At 45.6% G+C, this 19148-nt stretch carries 20 protein-coding genes, 1 rRNA gene and 1 other annotated feature; all 21 genes read left to right on the plus strand.

All coding sequences use genetic code 11. The features are described 5' to 3' along the window. Positions 1 to 78 precede the first annotated feature (78 nt). Positions 79 to 1113, plus strand: coding sequence for a rod shape-determining protein (locus BK126_RS24620; RefSeq protein WP_047914293.1), 1035 nt, complete (start codon positions 79 to 81; stop codon positions 1111 to 1113). A gap of 280 nt (positions 1114 to 1393) precedes the next feature. Further along, positions 1394 to 2233 (plus strand): rod shape-determining protein MreC, encoded by an 840-nt coding sequence (gene mreC, locus BK126_RS24625; protein WP_083656174.1) that lies wholly within the window; start codon positions 1394 to 1396, stop codon positions 2231 to 2233. After that, positions 2233 to 2766 (plus strand): rod shape-determining protein MreD, encoded by a 534-nt coding sequence (mreD, locus tag BK126_RS24630; protein WP_047914291.1) that lies wholly within the window; start codon positions 2233 to 2235, stop codon positions 2764 to 2766. Before mreC ends, mreD begins: the two co-directional genes overlap by 1 nt. 79 nt (positions 2767 to 2845) lie before the next feature. Next, a complete protein-coding gene (gene minC, locus BK126_RS24635; protein ID WP_076315141.1) occupies positions 2846 to 3508 on the plus strand; it encodes a septum site-determining protein MinC in 663 nt (220 codons plus the stop codon). A gap of 5 nt (positions 3509 to 3513) precedes the next feature. Then, positions 3514 to 4308 carry a septum site-determining protein MinD gene (gene minD / locus BK126_RS24640; protein ID WP_047914289.1) on the plus strand — a complete coding sequence of 265 codons (795 nt, stop codon included), beginning with the start codon at positions 3514 to 3516 and terminating at the stop codon, positions 4306 to 4308. 6 nt (positions 4309 to 4314) lie between these two features. Then, a complete protein-coding gene (locus tag BK126_RS24645) occupies positions 4315 to 5496 on the plus strand; it encodes an FtsW/RodA/SpoVE family cell cycle protein (protein WP_076315142.1) in 1182 nt (393 codons plus the stop codon). Positions 5497 to 5606: 110 nt separating this feature from the next. Then, a complete protein-coding gene (locus BK126_RS24650) occupies positions 5607 to 6509 on the plus strand; it encodes a M23 family metallopeptidase (protein ID WP_076315143.1) in 903 nt (300 codons plus the stop codon). Beyond that, the gene (locus BK126_RS24655; RefSeq protein ID WP_076315144.1) at positions 6502 to 7353 is read left to right on the plus strand and encodes a M50 family metallopeptidase; all 852 of its coding nucleotides are present in this window, start codon (positions 6502 to 6504) and stop codon (positions 7351 to 7353) included. Before BK126_RS24650 ends, BK126_RS24655 begins: the two co-directional genes overlap by 8 nt. Before the next feature lie 70 nt (positions 7354 to 7423). Further along, complete coding sequence (locus tag BK126_RS24660; protein WP_076315145.1) at positions 7424 to 8614, plus strand: Rne/Rng family ribonuclease; 1191 nt, start codon at positions 7424 to 7426, stop codon at positions 8612 to 8614. Between the two features lie 74 nt (positions 8615 to 8688). Further along, positions 8689 to 8776 (plus strand) — a sequence feature (ribosomal protein L21 leader region). A 13-nt stretch (positions 8777 to 8789) separates the two neighbouring features. After that, the gene (rplU, locus tag BK126_RS24665; protein WP_076315146.1) at positions 8790 to 9101 is read left to right on the plus strand and encodes a 50S ribosomal protein L21; all 312 of its coding nucleotides are present in this window, start codon (positions 8790 to 8792) and stop codon (positions 9099 to 9101) included. 13 nt (positions 9102 to 9114) lie between these two features. Beyond that, positions 9115 to 9453 (plus strand): ribosomal-processing cysteine protease Prp, encoded by a 339-nt coding sequence (locus BK126_RS24670; RefSeq protein ID WP_076315147.1) that lies wholly within the window; start codon positions 9115 to 9117, stop codon positions 9451 to 9453. A gap of 18 nt (positions 9454 to 9471) precedes the next feature. Next, entirely contained in the window at positions 9472 to 9783 is a 312-nt protein-coding gene (gene rpmA, locus BK126_RS24675; protein WP_047914282.1) for a 50S ribosomal protein L27, read from the plus strand. Between the two features lie 198 nt (positions 9784 to 9981). Beyond that, on the plus strand, positions 9982 to 10719 hold the full coding sequence (locus BK126_RS24680) for a Spo0B domain-containing protein (RefSeq protein ID WP_076315148.1): 738 nt from the start codon (positions 9982 to 9984) through the stop codon (positions 10717 to 10719). A gap of 13 nt (positions 10720 to 10732) precedes the next feature. Further along, positions 10733 to 12043, plus strand: coding sequence for a GTPase ObgE (gene obgE, locus BK126_RS24685; RefSeq protein WP_076315149.1), 1311 nt, complete (start codon positions 10733 to 10735; stop codon positions 12041 to 12043). A 157-nt stretch (positions 12044 to 12200) separates the two neighbouring features. Beyond that, positions 12201 to 12638 (plus strand): ACT domain-containing protein, encoded by a 438-nt coding sequence (locus BK126_RS24690; protein ID WP_076315150.1) that lies wholly within the window; start codon positions 12201 to 12203, stop codon positions 12636 to 12638. A gap of 35 nt (positions 12639 to 12673) precedes the next feature. Beyond that, positions 12674 to 13960, plus strand: a complete 1287-nt coding sequence (locus BK126_RS24695; protein WP_076315151.1) for a homoserine dehydrogenase — start codon at positions 12674 to 12676, stop codon at positions 13958 to 13960. Between the two features lie 34 nt (positions 13961 to 13994). Then, positions 13995 to 14957: a homoserine kinase gene (thrB, locus tag BK126_RS24700; protein ID WP_076315152.1), complete on the plus strand. Its 963-nt coding sequence runs from the start codon at positions 13995 to 13997 to the stop codon at positions 14955 to 14957. Then, positions 14954 to 15826, plus strand: a complete 873-nt coding sequence (gene pheA, locus BK126_RS24705; protein WP_076315153.1) for a prephenate dehydratase — start codon at positions 14954 to 14956, stop codon at positions 15824 to 15826. The genes thrB and pheA overlap by 4 nt, the downstream gene beginning before the upstream one ends. 19 nt (positions 15827 to 15845) lie before the next feature. Continuing rightward, positions 15846 to 16733, plus strand: a complete 888-nt coding sequence (gene ilvE / locus BK126_RS24710) for a branched-chain-amino-acid transaminase (protein ID WP_076315154.1) — start codon at positions 15846 to 15848, stop codon at positions 16731 to 16733. 188 nt (positions 16734 to 16921) lie between these two features. Further along, a complete protein-coding gene (locus BK126_RS30155) occupies positions 16922 to 18532 on the plus strand; it encodes a LysM peptidoglycan-binding domain-containing protein (RefSeq protein WP_076315155.1) in 1611 nt (536 codons plus the stop codon). A 391-nt stretch (positions 18533 to 18923) separates the two neighbouring features. Beyond that, a 16S ribosomal RNA gene (locus tag BK126_RS24720) occupies positions 18924 to 19148 on the plus strand; the annotation flags it as partial.

The raw sequence follows: 19148 nt of genomic DNA on the forward strand, positions 1-19148 counted from the left end.
GATTATAATGACGCAGCTGCTAAGTAAGGTATGGGACGGCAGCATAAATAATGCAAGTAAAGAAAGGGAGAAAATAGCATGTTAGGTGGCTTTACAAAAGATTTGGGGATTGACTTGGGAACGGCGAATACGCTCGTTTACGTACGGGGAAAAGGCATTGTGGTCAGAGAACCATCCGTTGTTGCATTACGTACAGATACACAGGTTATCGAAGCTGTCGGTGAGTCAGCCAAAAAAATGATCGGACGTACTCCTGGCAACATCCGTGCCATTAGACCGATGAAGGATGGAGTTATTGCGGATTTCGATACTACGGCAACGATGATTAAATATTTTATTCGCCAAGCTCAGAAGCAGCGTTCCTTCTTCCAGCGTCATCCGAACGTGATGGTATGTGTTCCTTCCGGCATTACGGCGGTAGAACAGCGTGCCGTAGAGGATGCTACGAAGCAGGCGGGAGCTAGAGAGGCATACACCATCGAGGAGCCGTTTGCTGCTGCGATTGGTGCAGATCTTCCTGTATGGGAGCCGACAGGCAGTATGGTCGTTGATATCGGCGGCGGTACAACAGAAGTTGCAGTGATCTCCCTTGGAGGCATCGTGACAAGCCGTTCGGTGCGTGTTGCCGGTGACGAGATGGACGAGTCCATCATCCAGTACATCAAACGTCAATACAATCTGATGATCGGTGAAAGAACAGCGGAACAGCTCAAAATGGAAATTGGATCTGCACTTCCTCTGGAATCTGTAGAAACGATGGAAATTCGTGGACGTGACCTTGTTACTGGATTGCCGAAGACCATCACAATTACTTCAGATGAAATTAGTGAAGCACTTGCCGATACAGTGGGCTCTATTGTTGAAGCTGTTAAAGTAACCCTTGAGAAATGCCCGCCTGAGCTGGCTGCGGATATTATGGACCGTGGTATTGTGCTGACAGGAGGAGGAGCTCTTCTTCGTAACCTGGACAAGCTGCTTGCAGGCGAAACAGGAATGCCGGTCATCGTTGCTGAGAATCCGCTGGATTGTGTAGCCATTGGTACAGGCAAAGCGCTGGACAACATTCATTTGTTCAAATCTAGAAGCAGTGCTGCAATCAGATCTAAACGCTAAAATACGAAACATTGAAAGTCACAGCTAAGCAGGCTGCATCCACCCGTGCTGGCCGCAAAGCGATAAGGCATAGCTGCATATGGAGATGCGGTTATGCCCAGATTTTTATGATGTTGCTACCTATGGGATAGTAAGTCAGTAGTTTAAGGTTCGCACAGCTATAGGACCACTACGCACTTGCTTTCCCTTTTTAAGTGAAGCTAATAATCGGCTTAGCATCATAACGAAATAAGGATGTTAGAGGGTGTTGTAACTGTTTAAATGGTTAGGCAACAAGCGATTGTTTATTTTACTCGTTGGTATTATCATTTTTATCGCACTTATGGGTTTTACAGTAGGATCAAGAGCAGGCTTATCACTGCCCGAGAAGTTTACAAAAGATATGGTCGGTTTTGTACAGCAGGTATTCTACAAACCGACTTCCTATATTGCTGGGTTCTTCGAGGATATAGCTAATCTTAAATCGCTGCAGGAAGAGAATGAGATTCTGAAAACCTCAGTTGCACAGTATAAGCAAGAAGCGGTGAGATACGGTAATTTGGCAGAAACGAATCAGCGTCTGCAGGAGAATCTTGATTTCACTGAGGAGCAAAAGAACAGACATAATTACAAGCTGCGGACAGCCCAAGTCATCAGTGTGAACTCGGATCCGAACAACAGAGTTCTGAATATTGATATTGGAGAGAATGCGGGGCTGAAGGTCGGGATGGCCGTAACGACGCTGGACGGGCTGGCAGGAACCATCAGCCATGTCAGCAACTTTACTTCTACGGTCACACTGCTAACAGCGCTGGATCCAAGCTCAAGCGACGCTAATGCTATTGCAGCTACCGTTGTAGGTAAAGAAAATGATACTTTCGGTATGATCGAGAAGTATAACCCGCAAACAGGTTATCTGGAAATGACGAAAATCAGCGAAAATTCCAAGATTGCCAAAAATGATGTCGTCATGTCCTCAGGAATTATCGAAGGATTTCCGAAATATATGATTATAGGGACAGTCAAAGAGATTAAGGAAAGTGAATTCGGGCTTGCACAAGTCGCCTATATTGAGCCGGCAGCGAACTTTACGGACTGGAAAGAAGTCTTCGTTGTCATTCCACCGGAGGTAACTCCATAGTGGCCGGGCGGAAGCAGTTGCTGATCATTCTGTTGTTTGTGCTCTTTATTATTGAAGGGACTGTCGTGCCTTGGATTATCCCGGACAGCTGGCTTCCTCGAATTGGACACAACTTCGTGTTTATCGCCATTCTGTTTGTTACGGTATACTATCATCGTCATTCGGCTCTCGTACTGGGTATTATATTTGGTCTGCTTCATGATGTGGTCTACTACGGCCATATGATTGGTCCGTATTCTTTTGCGATGGGGCTGACAGCCTATCTGATCGGCTTGTTCTTCAAATCCCCAAGAGCGACGATGCCGGTCATGATGATGATGGTGATTCTGGGGAGTCTGCTGTTCGATTCTATTCTCTTTTTCACCTATAAGTTATTCCGGCTTAATCAGGAATCTTACAATTGGGCACTGCTGGAGTATATGATTCCAACCGTGTTTATTCATTTTATATTTGCATTAATTATTTATGTTCCGCTACGAAAACAGCTTGATCGACTAACACGGCGTAGAGTAACGAAGAAGGATAAAGTGTAATAATATCTAACGCTTTTCAGGCAAAAAGAAGGAACTGCTGCGCTTCGGCACGAATGTTTGAGATGGGAGGGACAGGCTTATGACAGTAAAATCGAATCATGTGACGATCAAAGGCATCAAAGACGGCCTGGTATTCCTGATGGATGACGAGTGTGATTTGGAGGAACTGCTGAGCGAGCTTCGCTTTAAGCTTGAACATAGCCATCAAAATATATTGTCCGGTCCCATTATTCATGTCGACGTAAAGCTTGGATCTCGAATTGTGACCGAAGAGCAGAAAGAAGAAATTCTTCATATTTTGAAGCAAAAAGGCAATTTGCTCATACGTTCCATTGAATCCCCGGATGCTGAAACCGATGAGAACAAGGCTTCGGCTCTGACCACCATTACCGGTATTGTGCGTTCCGGTCAAGTGCTTCAACATGAAGGAAACCTGCTGCTGCTTGGTGATGTCAATCCTGGTGGAAGTGTCAGCTGCACGGGTAATATTTATATTATGGGTGCACTTCGCGGAATGGCACATGCGGGAAACAAGGGCAATGAGGATGCTATTATATGTGCATCTTATTTTGCGCCGACGCAGCTTCGAATCGCGGAAGTTATCAGCCGTCCTCCGGATGAATGGGAGCAAAGAGAAGCAGGGATGGAGTTTGCTTACTTGCAGAACGGACACATGCAGATCGACAAAACGAGCAATATCGTTCGGTTGCACCGTGATTTTAACGTGTTTAAAGGGGTGTAGCATACATGGGAGAGGCGATTGTTGTCACTTCAGGAAAAGGCGGTGTCGGCAAAACAACCACATCTGCCAACATTGGCACTGCACTTGCGCTGCTTGGTAAAAAAGTATGTCTGGTTGATACAGACATTGGCCTTCGAAATCTGGATGTCGTTATGGGACTCGAGAATCGAATCATCTACGATCTGGTGGATGTAGCAGAAGGCAGATGCCGATTGAACCAAGCTTTGGTCAAAGACAAGCGCTTTGATGAATTATATATGCTGCCAGCCGCGCAGACAAAAGATAAAAACTCGGTTACACCTGATCAGGTAAAGGATATTGTGCTGGAGCTCAAAAAAGATTTTGAGTATGTTATTATCGACTGTCCTGCCGGTATTGAGCAAGGGTTTAAGAACGCCATTGCTGGTGCCGATCAGGCCATTGTTGTAACTACACCAGAGAATGCTGCAGTTCGTGATGCGGACCGTGTAATCGGGCTGCTCGAAAGCTCGCATGTCGGATCTCCAAAGCTGGTCGTTAACCGGATTCGGAATAATATGGTCAAAACCGGCGATATGCTGGATATCGATAGTATTTTACAAGTGCTGAATATCGATCTTATTGGGATTGTTCCCGATGATGAGCTTGTTATCAAAGCAGCCAATTCTGGTGAACCTACCGTGATGAATCCGAACTCGCAAGCTGCCATGGCCTATCGTAATATCGCAAGACGTATTCTTGGCGATACGGTGCCGCTTATGCTGCTTGATCAAAAGAAAGGTGTCTTTACACGGTTTAAGAAGTTTTTCGGAATGGGTTGATGCAATTTGCTTCGCAAATGGAAAGAGCTGGACTGGCCGCTAATGGCAGTTCTCGTTTTATTTATGCTGGTAAGTACGATGGTTGTACATAGTGCCATTATTCCAACACCCGAATTTGAGGGTTATGATATTAGGACAGCGCTCTTTTACATCCTAGGCTTCATTATTGTGCTGGGTATCGCGTTGGTCGATTATCGGGCACTGCTAAAGTATAGCTTCGTTATATACGGTATAGGCTTGATTATGATCATTCTCCTGTTCTTTATTGGAGCCGAAGTGAATGGTGCGAAGAGCTGGTTCAAGCTGCCGGGAGGATTACTGTTCCAGCCCGCCGAATTGGTCAAGCTGGTGCTTATTCTCGTCTGTGCATACATGCTCGGCAAGCGTGGTGGAGAGCCGCTGAGATTCAGGACGGATATTATTCCAGCCGCTCTCATTGTCCTCGTTCCTTTTGTGCTCGTGCTGATTCAGCCGGATTTGGGAAATGCCATCATTTATTTGGTTGTATTTGTCGGGATGCTGTGGATTGCGGGAACGAGGTATAAGCATGTGTTGATTGGCATTACGACAGTGCTTGCCGCACTGATCCTATTTGTCACCTTGTTTAATACCTTTAATGATCAGATCAGAGCAACGCTTGAGGAACAGAATCGCTTGCACTGGTATCAGCGTATCAATACCTTTCTCAATCCGGGAGAAGCTTCGAGTGATGATAGACATCAATCCAGCTATGCCATCATTGCGATTGGCACCGGCGGACTGGCGGGGGATGGCTTTAAACAGGGTGAACTCAAGAACAATCATTTTATCCCGTATCCCTATTCGGACTCCATATTTGTGGTCATTGGTGAAGAGTTTGGATTTTTGGGAAGTGCGTTTGTTCTGCTCATGTATTTTGCGCTGATCTATCGTTTGGTCCGCATCGCAGCAGCTTGTTATGATAAACGAGGAGCCTATATTATTATTGGGATTGCCACGATGTTTATTTTTCAGGTATATGAAAATGTAGGTATGATGGTAGGCCTAATGCCGATTACAGGCATCACACTGCCCTTTATTAGCTACGGCGGGACATCCCTTCTCATCAATATGCTCAGTATCGGAATTGTCATGAGCATTAAGCTGCATCAGGATAAATACGATCTGCAAAATAACGAAACCACAACGACAACAGCACCTGGGCTTTAGAGCTCATGGTGCTTTTTTTGTATATACGCTCGAAGGCTTGTTCATAATTGCTCGTCCCTATTCATAAGATGTAACAGTTAGAGTGAATCCTCACAAGGAGGACAAAAGGGATGAACATTAAAGCCAATATTAAACAGCGGAGACAGGAACGGATCAGACAGCTTCTTGATGTCGAAGCTACCCACGAGAAACAGAGCTTAAAGACCATAGAACATGTACGGCCTATAGACAGGAGAAGGGTGCCGCAGGCAGAACAGCATCCTCCCTTTTTTCAATCGGTTGATGAAGCAGATATAAATACAGCTGAGCGAGATCCTGAGCTGTTGTGGAAGAAGGATCGCAGAAGATGGGCAGAGGATGACAACACTTATTTCGATGGCTCTGATCCTCAGCCGCGTTTTCTAAACGGACTGCTTAAGCGGATTGTAATCAGCGGCATATTATTTGGTGCGATCTGGGGCGCGTTTCAGTGGGATGCTCCTTTTTTGGAAAGAGCCAAGTTTTTTGTGGCAGACAGCCTGCATCAGGAAATGGATTTTCAAGCAGCGGCAGCCTGGTACACAGACCATTTTGGCAGCACGCCTTCCTTTTTGCCGATCTTTCAAAATGATGGCGCTTCTCCACTGAAAGTGACAGCTTCCCGCAAATTGTCTCCTCCCATTGCAGGTACAATCGCTCAGCCCTTTGCTATAACGATGGAAGGGGTGGAGATTGTACCCAATTCTGAGGGTGGAGGCGTTTTTCAAGTTGACAGTATTGATGCAGGACGAGTTATCCAGGTCATTAACAACCCTGAGACAGGTACGACGGTAGTTGTTCAGCATACGGGCGGGCTTACAGGCATCTACGGACGTCTTGCAGAAACCAAGCTGGAGACAGGCTCCTGGGTTGAAGAAGGCGGGAAGATCGGTCAGATCCCAGCAGGCACATTAGAGCATGATCAGACTTTGTACTTTGCAGTAAAGGATGGGGACACCTATATTGATCCAGCGGAAGTGATTGCTTTTGATTAATGTAATGGGGATCCGGCTATCCCTGCATCCGGTATTTGTTCTTGTCATGATGCTCTCTGTAGTAACAGGTCGATTTATTGAGCTGTTAACGTTATTCGCCATCGTATTTATTCATGAGCTCGGTCATGCAAGCTGCGCTTTATTACTAGGGATTCGGGTTACCTCCATTCAAATGCTTCCTTTTGGGGGAGTTGCAACGATTGAGGATCGGGGAGATTTGACGGCCAGAAAAGAAATCCTGATATCACTTGCGGGCCCCCTCCAAAATGTAATGATGATTGCGGCAGCTTATGCCATGAACGCCACAGGTATGTGGGATGGACAGTTTTTGCGTTATTTTATCTCCTCTAACATAATCATTGCTTTATTTAACTTGCTGCCGATTCTGCCATTGGATGGCGGGAAGATCATACAAGCCTTGCTGAGTATCTTTCTTCCTTATCACAGGACACTTCTCGTTACTTATAAAATAAGTATCATTTTCAGTGCAATGATGCTGACCTATGCATGTTTGCCGCTAATACGGGGACAGGAAATGGTTGATCTCAACGCAGCTATGATGGGCTCTTTTCTCCTATATTCCAACATCGTGGATTTTCGGAATATCCCTTATCGATTCGTGCGCTTTTTGATGAACAGGGATATTCTTTTTTCGGCCCATGCCTCTTCCGGGAGCTTGGCTCAGCCAATAATTTCGATGCCAGCGAAACCTTTGGACAATATCTTGCGTTTATTTAAGAGAGAGAAATATCATATGATATACGTGATGGACAAGCATGGGAATATTGTTGGCGTTCTGCCAGAGCAGCGCATAATCAAGTCGTATTTTGATAAAAGAACGTAATTTACAAAATAGGAGAGCGCAAACGAATGCCACTATCTTCTCTCTAAAAGAGTACTCTAGAGGTGAAGCCATGAAGCAAACGATTGTGAACTGTGAACCAAATCTGATTCGAATGGCTCTTCTGGAGGAAGGTAAAGTAGTTGAATATGCAGCGGAACGGGCGGGTGAAAGGGGACTGCTCGGTTCCTTTTTTAAGGGACGTGTAGTCAATGTGCTTCCAGGTATGCAGGCTGCGTTTGTTGATATCGGGCAAAAGAAAAATGCCTTTTTATATATCGATGATGTACTGCATCCCAACCTGGACAAGCAGCCTAAGATCAAGCCAGCCATTACAGAGCTACTTTACGTGGGTCAGGATATTATCGTTCAGGTGTTCAAGGAGCCTGTGGGCGGAAAAGGGGCAAGAGTAACAACACACTATGCATTGCCCGGGCGCTGGATCGTTTATATGCCTACGGCAGGATATATAGCGGTATCCAAGAAAATTGCAAAAGAAGGTGAGCGATCTCGTCTCAAAAGTATTGCTGAACGTTGTAAACGGGATGAAGAGGGGATGATAATAAGAACGGTTTCTGAGCATGAAAGTTTGGAAGCCATTGAAGGTGATGTCATTCAGCTGCGCAAGGTATGGCAGAGGATTGAACAAAAAGCCAGCATGAACAATGCTCCGCGGCTGCTGCATCAGGATCTCAGCATTCTGCAAAGATTCATTCGGGACAGTTATACGGCTCATAGTGATGAATTTGTAATTGATAACGAGCATCAGGCCAGAGAAGCCAAGCAGTTCTATCAGGATGTTGCTTTTAATGGAGTGCCTCATTTTCATATTTATCGCGGGGATAAGCCTGTTTTTGAAGCGTATGGAGTTCAGGAGCAGCTGGTAAGAGACTTCAAGAGAAAAGTGTGGCTTGAAGGTGGCGGTTATGTCGTCATTGATCATACCGAAGCTCTGACCGTCATCGATGTCAACACGGGTAAGTATATAGGTGGTCGAAACCTGGAAGAAACGGTAACGAAAACGAATATTCAAGCAGCGATTGAAATCGCCAGACTGATCAGACTTCGAGATATCGGAGGAATTATCATTATTGATTTTATTGATATGGAGTTTGATCGTCATCGGGATGAGGTTATGCTTACACTGGAGCGAGAGCTGCAGAAGGATCGCACCAAATCTCACGTGGTAGGATGGACAAGGCTTGGTCTGCTGGAGCTGACCCGCAAGAAGGTAAGGGAAGAGAGCAGCCTGTTGCTGGAGTGATTATTGCAAAATGATTGATTTCAGAATAGACTCATGATATAATCTTCAGGTATGTGTCTAGTATTAAGTTGCTGCACATGCTGTAACCGCTCCGATCGGGTTCTGAAGCATTCTGTTTTTTTGAGGCAGGATCACCTGGATTAGGCGAGTCTGAGACATGAGGAGGTGCAAGCAAATGTACGCAATTATTGAAACTGGTGGTAAACAGTACAAAGTTCAAGAAGGCGATGTTCTTTTCATCGAGAAATTGAACGCTGCAGACGGTGAAACAGTAACGTTTGACCGCGTGTTGGCTGTTTCTAACGACAACGGTTTGACTGCAGGTACACCGGTTGTTTCCGGCGCAACTGTAACAGCGACTGTTGAGAAGCATGGCAAAGGCCAAAAGGTTGTTGTATACAAATACAAGCCTAAGAAGAACTACCATGTGAAACAAGGTCATCGTCAACCTTACACTAAAGTAACTATCGGCAAAATCCAAGCGTAAGTGGGTGTAAACAGTGATAACTGTCCACATCTTTCGTTTGAGTGACGGCAGCATTCGCGGCTTTTCCGTGAAAGGTCATGCGAATTATGCTAAAGCTGGTGAAGATATTGTATGTGCGGGAGTTTCCGCAGTGACGGTTGGTACGGTTAATTCGATTGAGACACTTACAGGTGTTGAGCTCGATGCCGAGATGGAGCATGGCTTTCTGAGCGCATATGTTCCAGAAGGAGCTAAGTTGTCAGACGATATTCGTTCCCAGATTCAGTTGCTGCTTGAATCACTTGTGGTGATGCTGAAATCGATCGTCGATTCGTACGGAAAGTATATTCAGATAAAGCAGCATAATAACTAAAGAAGGAGGTAGACTACAATGTTAAAATTGGATCTTCAGTTGTTCGCATCCAAAAAAGGTGTGGGTTCCACAAAGAACGGTCGTGATTCCCAGTCCAAACGTCTTGGCGTTAAGCGTGCAGACGGTCAGGCAGTTTCTGGCGGAAGCATCCTCGTTCGTCAACGTGGTACTAAAATCCACCCAGGAACGAACGTAGGAATCGGTAAAGACGATACTTTGTTTGCGAAAGTAGACGGCGTTGTGAAATTTGAACGTTGGGGCCGCGATCGTAAAAAAGTGAGCGTCTACCCTATTGAAGTTGCTCCTGTAGCAGCTGCAGTAGAAGCGTAATAGGCATTTCGCCTAAGGAGCCTTCGGCATGTTTGCCGGAGGCTTTTTTTATTCAGGCCATCGCTCTACCCTGGTTCGTTTTCAAATGAGTGAAGATGTTTTTGTTTTTTGGTACTGTTTGGTAACTTCGTCTGTGATATACTGCCTTTATGACCTTTATATTATAATGGGGTTAACATTGATGAACGGGGAGAAGTCATGAATTACTGGAAAAAAGTGCCCTTAGCGGTATCTTGTTCGGTCATATTTCCGTTAGTTTTGGTGATCATCTCTAAGACTCTGATCTCTTGTATTTTGCTTGCCTTTTGGTTAGGAGCTGTTCTTTTTTATCTCTTTAAGACTGTGGACAAGCAGCTTGAGGAGCAGCGGCACCAAACGCAGCAGAGAATGGAAGATACAGCGATATCCGTGTTAAATCATCACAGACATGATTGGATGAATGACCTCCAGGTGTTGTATGGATATATTCGTCTAGGAAAGAATGATAAATCAATACAAACGGTGGAAAGAATAAAGGAGAGAATGACGGAAGAGAGTAAGATTTCCAAGCTGGGCGTGCCGTCTCTCATTTTTTATTTGCAGTCGTATCGAATAAGCGGCAGTCCTGTTGTTCTAAGTGTTGAAGTGGAGGACGGATTGCGGCTGGACACCTTGATTTCTCCCGAGGACGGTGAGATGCTGACAGGGACGATTGCGGATACAGTCAGGGCTTATCAGTTCAGCAACCGATCGTCTTGGGGAGAAATTCGTCACCTGTTAATTCGGTTTGGTCAGGATCAAGGGGATGTTATTGTACGTTTCGAGGGAGAGAGAATAGCATCTGAATCAGAAGCATGGAGTAATTTGTACACGATGAAGCAAGGAACCAAGGTGATAGCAGAGCCGCCTGCGACAGGGGATGCGCTCATTCAATTTCGTGTGACTTGTGGGATATAAGGAAGGGATAATCATGTTTGTAGATAAAGCGAAGATTTATGTTAAAGGTGGAGACGGCGGAGATGGACTCGTATCGTTTCGTCGTGAGAAATATGTACCTGAAGGCGGTCCTGCTGGTGGAGACGGCGGCAAGGGCGGAAGTGTTATTTTTCGTGTAGACGAAGGTCTGAGAACACTGATGGATTTCCGTTACCAACGTCATTTCAAAGCAAAACGCGGTGAAAAAGGCCGTAACAAAAGTCAGCACGGTGCGAATGCGGAGGATATGATCGTTCGTATTCCACCGGGAACGGTAGTAACGGATGAGGATTCGGGCGAGGTACTAGCTGATTTGACACGCCATGGCCAACAGGTCGTTGTTGCAAGAGGTGGTCGAGGCGGAAGAGGGAATATTCGATTTGCTACTCCGAAGAATCCAGCACCTGAGCTTGCCGAGAATGGTGAAGAAGGGGAAGAACGCTACATTGTACTGGAAATGAAGGTCATGGCCGATGTAGGGCTGGTTGGATTTCCGAGTGTAGGTAAATCTACGCTTTTGTCCGTCGTATCCGGTGCTAACCCGAAGATTGGGGCATACCATTTTACGACGATTACGCCGAATCTCGGTGTTGTTGATGTAGGGGAAGGCCGCAGCTTTGTTATGGCGGATTTGCCTGGGCTGATTGAAGGGGCGAGTGAAGGTATTGGACTGGGCCATGAGTTCCTGAGACACGTTGAGCGTACCCGCGTTATCATTCATGTCATCGACATGGCTGGATCTGAGGGCAGAGATCCGTATGAGGATTTCGTCAAAATCAATGACGAGCTTCGTCAGTACAATGCTAAATTGATGGAACGTCCACAGATTGTGGCTGCGAACAAAATGGACATGCCGGAATCGGCAGACAACCTGGAGAATTTTAAGCAGCAGCTGGCTGCTTCTCATCCCGAAATAGAGATTATGCCAATCTCCTCCCTTACACGTCAAGGTGTGAAGGAGCTTCTCTACAAGGCAGCAGATATGCTGGATCAAATGCCGGAAGAGCTGCATGTGGAAGAAGTGGCAGAAGTAAGTGAACGCAAAGTTTACAAGCTGGATAAAGAAGAAGAGGAAGGCTTCAAAATTGTGCGCGAGAATGAGATGTTCATTGTGGAAAGTCCGAAGATCGAGCGCATGATGAAACGAATGCAGCTGAATTCGCATGAGGCAATTATGAAGCTTGCACGTACCCTTCGCCATATGGGTGTTGATGATGAACTTAGAAAACGTGGTGCGAAGGACGGTACGATCGTTCGTATTGCCGATTTTGAGTTTGAATTTGTAGAGAGCAGCAGCTACTATTAATAAATAAAACGAAATTTACCGTGGGTATCTTCCTTAGATATCCACGGTTTTTTGGAATATGGACAACAAGAGACTCCATTTGTCTATTGCCCTTTTCGATACGATTCGATATAATGTCCACTATATGAATACAATAGTCTTTGAGGAGAGGACGTTTTTGAAAGAACGCTACTATTTAGTACGTGAAGATATATTGCCAGAAGCTGTGGTGAAGACGATGCAGGTGAAGCAGCTGCTTGCTTCCGGTGAAGTGAAGACTGTCCATGAAGCGGCTGAGCGTGTTGGTCTAAGCCGAAGTGCATTTTATAAATATAAGGATGGAATTCATCTGGTCAACCAGCTGGAGAGAGAGCGAATCGTCACCATCTCCATTGATCTGGAGCATGAGTCAGGAATGCTGTCCCAGGTTCTATCGCATGTGGCATCATATGGAGGCAACGTGCTTACCATTCATCAGAGCATTCCGCTTCAAGGGCGTGCGAATGTTGTAATTTCAGTGGAGACTTCTCGGCTCAGCGGAGATCTTGGTGAGATGATGGAGCAATTCGCGCAGGTTCCGGGAGTCAAACGCACACGCTTGATTGGTCAGGGGTAGAGGAGATACTTTAGGTACATAAAGGGGATGAGAAGATGAAACCGATTAAGGTAGGTTTGCTTGGATTAGGAACTGTAGGCACAGGTGTAATACGAATCGTGGAGGGGAACCAGGAGGATCTGAGCAGTCAAGTCGGCTCTCCTATCGTTATTGAAAAAGTAGCTGTAAAAAATCTGGTCAAGGCTCGTAACATTACCGTGGATGCGGATAAATTAACAGAAGATCCATGGGAGGTTATTCTTAACCCGGAGATCGACGTGATTGTTGAAGTTATGGGTGGAGTGGAGAAAACAAAAGAATACATTCTAGAAGCGCTGGAGCGGGGCAAGCATATTGTGACGGCAAACAAGGATTTAATGGCGCTCTATGGTGCAGAGATTTTGGCAAAGGCGGAGGAGAAGCGCTGTGACGTCTATTATGAAGCGAGTGTTGCCGGAGGAATTCCGATTATTCGTACGCTGATTGAGAGCTTCTCGTCTGATCGAATCACACGAATTATGGGAATCGTGAACGGGACCACGAACTTCATATTAACCAAGATGAGTCAGGAGGGAGCTTCGTATGATGAAGTTCTGAGAGAGGCTCAGGCACTTGGTTACGCAGAATCCGATCCGACCTCGGATGTAGAAGGTTTGGATGCCGCGCGTAAGATGGCCATACTCGGTACGCTTGGCTTCCATACGAATGTTGAACTTCGAGATGTGTCTGTCAGAGGGATTTCTAGTGTGACCAAAGAGGATATTGCCTATGCCAAGAGACTTGGATATGAAATGAAGCTGTTAGGCATTGCAGAGAGACAAGATGACCAAATCTCAATCAGTGTAGAGCCAACGATGGTTAGACAGCAGCATCCTCTGGCCTCTGTTAACGGCGTATTTAATGCAGTATTCGTTCACGGTGAAGCGGTTGGCGAGACGATGTTCTATGGAGCAGGTGCAGGTGAGCTGCCAACGGCTACCTCTGTCGTAGCTGACTTGGTATCGGTGATCCGTAATTTGAAGCTTGGAGTAAGCGGTCTGAAATCCATCAGCCCTTATAAAGAAAAACATCTGATCCAAGATGAGCATATTTCATATAAAAACTTCATCCTGCTGCATGTCGATGACAAAGCAGGTGTGCTTGCTCAAATTACACAAATATTTGCGGAGTACGACGTGAGCCTTGCTTCTGTGGTCCAGCAGCCGAATGAACAGAATCCGGATGCCGAGATCATTATTGTTACCCATAATGCCAGCAAAGCAAGTATGGATAAAGTACTCAAGCACTTTGAAACACTTAGTGTTATTCGTAAAGTGAAGAGTGTTTACCGGGTAGAGGGATGAGCTTCCCCCGCACTTTTGAGGAGGACCGAACACAATGAAGAACAGCGTAAGAGTAAGAATCCCGGCGAGCACAGCGAACTTAGGCCCAGGCTTTGATTCATTGGGTATGGCGCTCAGCTTATATTCTTATATAGAGATGAAGAGGGCGGATGATACCTCTATCTCTCTGTATGGCGAGCATTTGAAGGGGATTCCTACGGATAAGACAAACCTTGTGTATAAAGTGGCACAAGCTGTATTTAAACAAGCAGGAATCCATATTCCTGAGCTTGAGATTTCGATGTACTCCGAAATTCCTCTTACACGAGGACTTGGAAGCAGCGCGACAACCATTATAGGTGCTATGGTTGCAGCTAATGAACTTATCGGGTCACTTTTGACGCGGGAAGAGCTGTTCACAATGGCTACACAAATGGAGAAGCACCCGGATAATGTGGGAGCATCGCTTTTTGGCGGATTTGCTGTCTGTGCATGGGATGGTAGTACCGCACATCATCTATCCTTTGATCCGCCTGAACATCTGGAAGTGCTTGTCGTTATACCGCGGTTTGAACTGTCGACAACCAAGGCAAGAGAAGTTTTGCCGAGCGAGCTTTCTTTTCAGGATGCGGTCTTCAATATTGGGCGGACCTCAATGCTGGTTGGTGCCTTAGCGAGTGGTCGTTACGATCTGTTAAGTGCAGCGATGAAGGATAAGCTCCATCAGCCCTACCGGGCTGCACTTGTTCCCGGAATGGCCAAAATACTGGAGGAGGCCCCAAGCAAAGGCGCTCTCGGAGCAGCTCTTAGCGGTGCGGGTCCGACGGTACTTGCTTTCGTACATCAAGAAGAGGCGGATAAGCAAGGTCTTGAAGCTTATATGATTGAGACCATGCGAGCCCAAGGCATTGAAGCAGATACAATGTGGATTAAGCCAGATCTGACGGGTGCACAGCTTGTATCTGACGAGCATCAGGGCACATTTATGGATATGATAAAAGGGGAAGTAAAAGCATGAAACGAGTTGCATTATTACCTGAGGGCACAGTGTCACATGAAGCGCTCGATTTTTTGCTCGCAGGCGAGCCTTATGAAGGCAAACACTTCAAGCTGATATCGGATGTATTTCGGTCTACAGAACGTGGAGAAAGTGATTATAGCGTCATACCCGTGGAAAATACGATAGATGGATCGGTTAGTCTACATATGGATTGGCTTGTGCATGAAGTGGATATCCCTATGCAGTGCGAATGGGTTTATCCTTCTATTCAGAATTTAATTGGTGATCGAGATGAATTTCTGAATACAGCGGGAGATCTAGACTTTACCAAGATACGCAAAATCATGTCACATCCCGTGGCAATCCCTCAATGTCAGCAGTTTATCCGCACGTATGCTCCTCAAGCAGAGCTTGAAAGTGTAGGCAGTACAGCAGAGGCTGTAGAGATTGTGAAGAAGAACCCGGGACAAGGCTGGGCGGCCATTGCTACGAGACTGGCTGCGGCGAAGCATGGATTGGATATTATGGCGGAACGGGTCACGGATCATGATAACAACTACACTCGGTTTGTGTTAATTGGTCCGGATGCAGTTAATCTGCGGCGAGAGGCTGATCATCAGAAGACAAGCATACTTATCACCCCTCCGGAAGATTTTCCTGGAGCGCTTCATCAAGTATTATCCGCCTTTGCTTGGCGCAGACTGAACTTGTCTCGAATCGAGTCCAGACCAACGAAGAAGAAGCTCGGTAACTATTATTTTTATATTGATGTCATGGAATCAATGAATTCGGTACTTCTGCCGGCAGCTATTTCAGAGATTGAAGCTCTGGGATGCCAGGTTCGTGTACTGGGTTCTTATCCTTGCTATGTATATACAGGACAATAATGCGGAGGTGTAACTTGTTATGACAGCAGAACAGTGGATTTATTTAGATGGTCAGTATGTTACGAAGGAAAATGCAAAAGTATCTGTTTTTGATCATGGTTTTCTATACGGAGACGGAATTTTTGAGGGGATTCGGATATATAACGGGAATATTTTTAAATGCAAGGAGCATTTAGATCGTCTCTACGATTCCGCCAAATCCATTATGCTGGATATCCCTTTGTCTTATGATGAGATGCGGGAGGCCATGGCTGAAACCATTCGTCGTAACGAAATGAGAAATGGATATATTCGTCTTGTTGTATCACGGGGTTACGGTAACCTTGGAATTGACCCGCTCCGGTGTGAGAAGGCAAGTGTCGTCATCATTGTGGAAGAGTTGTCCATCTACCCGGAGGAAGCGTATCTAAAAGGCTTAAGAACAATCTCGGTTTCGCAGCGCCGCAATATTCCGGATGCACTTAATCCAAAGATCAAGTCATTAAACTACTTAAACAACGTGCTTGTCAAAATTCAGTCGAATCACGCGGGTGTCGGAGAAGCAATTATGCTGAATTCGCAAGGTTACGTTACTGAAGGTTCATCAGATAATATTTTTATCGTCAAAAATGGGGTTCTTATCACTCCACCATGCTATTTGGGCGCGTTAGAAGGCATTACTCGTAATGCTATTATTGAACTCGCAGACAAAATAGGTCTGCCCTTCAAGGAACAACCCTTCACATTGCATGATGTATATGTAGCAGATGAGGTGTTCTTTACGGGCACAGCTGCTGAGGTTATTGCTGCTTATGAGGTAGATGGCAGAACGATTGGAGACGGTGTCGCGGGTCCGATTACACTCAAGCTGCTTGAGGAGTTCCGCCAAATTGTAGACAAAGACGGGTATAAAGTATTTGCAGAGTAGTGCTGCTCTGAAATGAGCAGATAAGATCCTCTTCTTAGCATGTGATCTCTTTTTTTAAAAGGGATTGCTGCTTAGAAGAGGATTTTTTTATAAGAATGATGTCATTTGGGCGGATGCTGCATAGGATGAGAGTAACGAAAGAACGGGCGAATGTCATGCCTGAAGAAACGTGAGGAGGTTTTGGGCCTGTGAAGATCCATATTGTCAAAGAAGGAGATACCTTATATAAGCTGTCCCAAAAATATAATGTATCTTTAGAAACGATGATAAGTGCAAATCCGCAAATTGCAAATCCCAATGAATTAACGATCGGGATGAAAGTCAAGATTCCATCTGCACCGGTAACTACACCGCCAGGAAATACGATTATACACTCCCATACCGTAGTACAAGGAGACTCGCTGTGGAAATTGTCTAAAGCATGGGGGGTTCCTCTGCAGGATTTAATTGCTGCCAACCCGCAGTTAAAAAATCCGAACGTGCTATTAGTTGGGGAAAAGGTGAACATTCCTGCTGGCGTATCCGCTAATAAGGATATGGGAACGGGTACACAAACAAATCCCACCCACATGGGTACATCTCCAAAAACGACAGTGGGAAGCGAGCAGTATACAGGTGTAAAAGAAGAGATCGTTCCGCTCGATGCATTGCCTAACTATCCTCAGCTTCCTGAACTTCCAACGATGCCAGAAGCGCCAGTTGCCCCAAAGGCCGAATTAACGAAGCCAAAGTCAACTGCACCCAAAGCCGAGTTAACCAAACCAAAGCCAGAGCAGCCAAAAGCAGAAGTAACTAAACCTGCACCAACGCCTCCCAAGGCAGAAGAGACTAAACCGAAACCCGTGCCACCCAAGGCCGAAATTACAAAACCGATTGCTCCCGCTCCAAAGCCTGAGATGACAAAGCCTATGCCACCTAAGAAAGAATTCAAGCCAGTAGCCCCGCCGCCAAAACCTTTGCCTAAGCCTGTAAAGCAGCCTGAAATGGTTAAACCTATGCCGCTGCCCGCACCCGTTAAAAAACCAGACTACGGTTATTGCGATCCTTGTTACCCATCACACGGAATGATGATGCCATTTTATGAAGATAAGCATTATGGAAAAGGGCATGCTGGACACTGGCCGGGATTCCATCAGCCATATGGTCAGCATCCAGTTGCTCCAATGGGGCATCATGGTCCTCATGAGGGTGCAGTTCCTTATGGTGATCAATCACCTATAGTGCAAGGAGCATATGATCAGACGGACGGATCTTATACCACATACGAGCATGGCGGATATATTGTAGATTATATGCTTGTACATGGAGACCAATATGGAGATTGCGGATGTGGTCAGCCTGTAGCCTTGCCATACAGCTATGCTCAAGCGGAGTCGGATTGGAAGGCGGCAACTGCGCAGAATCAGCAGCCCGCAATGCATCCGCAAGCGTACGGACATCAGCCGCACTACACGAACTATTACAGACCTAATGAATACGGACCTCAAGTTCCGTATGTAGACTATTACAATAACCCCTACAATAATGTTGAAGCACAAGCAGCTGTACAGAATTTTGTGGGTGGAGAGAATGATGCTATCGAGCAGCAAGCAGGTATCAACTTAGATAGCTTAAGCGATCTCCCAAAGATAGAGGATGCAAAGACCTCTACTAAAGCAAAAACAACAATCGGAAAGACTAAGGCTAAGAAAGTGATGGTATCATCCAGTGCCAGGAAGCGTACTTCGTCCAATCGAAATCAAAGCAGCAAAGGATCTGGTTTAAAAAAGGCACGTAGAAATCCATGGCTTAAGAGATAACATAGTGTCTAGGTTAAGCAGCTCATAATGAGCTGCTTAATTTTTATATAAAAGTGTTGCATTAGTTTTTTATATGTGGTATTCTATAATTCCTGTCGCGTTGACGGGGATGAGCGTTGAGAAATTGATAGTTTCATAGAAAAACTTTTTTGAAAAAACTATTGACGAAACAACATCATCTATGATATATTATAAAAGTCGCCGCTGAGAGAAATTGAGTGTGGATGACGAAGTTGATCTTTGAAAACTGAACAACGAGTGAGCAGAATTTTGTGACTACAAAATTCTAAACGCGAGGTTATGGTACAAGTCGTCAGACGGTATGATAACCGAGCGAAATAAAGAGAACATTATGTTCTTGTCAGTTTTTCTAAATGAGCTTAATCGCTCTCTAATGGAGAGTTTGATCCTGGCTCAGGACGAACGCTGGCGGCGTGCCTAATACATGCAAGTCGAGCGGAGTCTCAGAGAAGCTTGCTTCTCTGAGACTTAGCGGCGGACGGGTGAGTAACACGTAGGTAACCTGCCCATAAGACTGGGATAACTACCGGAAACGGTAGCTAATACCGGATAGGTTCTTCTCTCGCATGGGAGGGGAAAGAAAGACGGAGCAATC

The sequence above is a fragment of the Paenibacillus sp. FSL H7-0326 genome (genome assembly GCF_001955535.1).
Classification (GTDB): domain Bacteria; phylum Bacillota; class Bacilli; order Paenibacillales; family Paenibacillaceae; genus Paenibacillus; species Paenibacillus shunpengii.

Bases quoted from the DNA above. Each gene is read 5' to 3' on its own strand.
- obgE (WP_076315149.1), top strand. From the start codon at position 10,733: ATGTTTGTAGATAAAGCGAAGATTTATGTTAAAGGTGGAGACGGCGGA.
- ilvE (WP_076315154.1), top strand. From the start codon at position 15,846: ATGACAGCAGAACAGTGGATTTATTTAGATGGTCAGTATGTTACGAAG.
- minC (WP_076315141.1), top strand. From the start codon at position 2,846: ATGACAGTAAAATCGAATCATGTGACGATCAAAGGCATCAAAGACGGC.
- rpmA (WP_047914282.1), top strand. From the start codon at position 9,472: ATGTTAAAATTGGATCTTCAGTTGTTCGCATCCAAAAAAGGTGTGGGT.
- BK126_RS24620 (WP_047914293.1), top strand. From the start codon at position 79: ATGTTAGGTGGCTTTACAAAAGATTTGGGGATTGACTTGGGAACGGCG.
- BK126_RS24695 (WP_076315151.1), top strand. From the start codon at position 12,674: ATGAAACCGATTAAGGTAGGTTTGCTTGGATTAGGAACTGTAGGCACA.
- BK126_RS24680 (WP_076315148.1), top strand. From the start codon at position 9,982: ATGAATTACTGGAAAAAAGTGCCCTTAGCGGTATCTTGTTCGGTCATA.
- rplU (WP_076315146.1), top strand. From the start codon at position 8,790: ATGTACGCAATTATTGAAACTGGTGGTAAACAGTACAAAGTTCAAGAA.
- thrB (WP_076315152.1), top strand. From the start codon at position 13,995: ATGAAGAACAGCGTAAGAGTAAGAATCCCGGCGAGCACAGCGAACTTA.
- pheA (WP_076315153.1), top strand. From the start codon at position 14,954: ATGAAACGAGTTGCATTATTACCTGAGGGCACAGTGTCACATGAAGCG.
- minD (WP_047914289.1), top strand. From the start codon at position 3,514: ATGGGAGAGGCGATTGTTGTCACTTCAGGAAAAGGCGGTGTCGGCAAA.
- BK126_RS24650 (WP_076315143.1), top strand. From the start codon at position 5,607: ATGAACATTAAAGCCAATATTAAACAGCGGAGACAGGAACGGATCAGA.
- BK126_RS24660 (WP_076315145.1), top strand. From the start codon at position 7,424: ATGAAGCAAACGATTGTGAACTGTGAACCAAATCTGATTCGAATGGCT.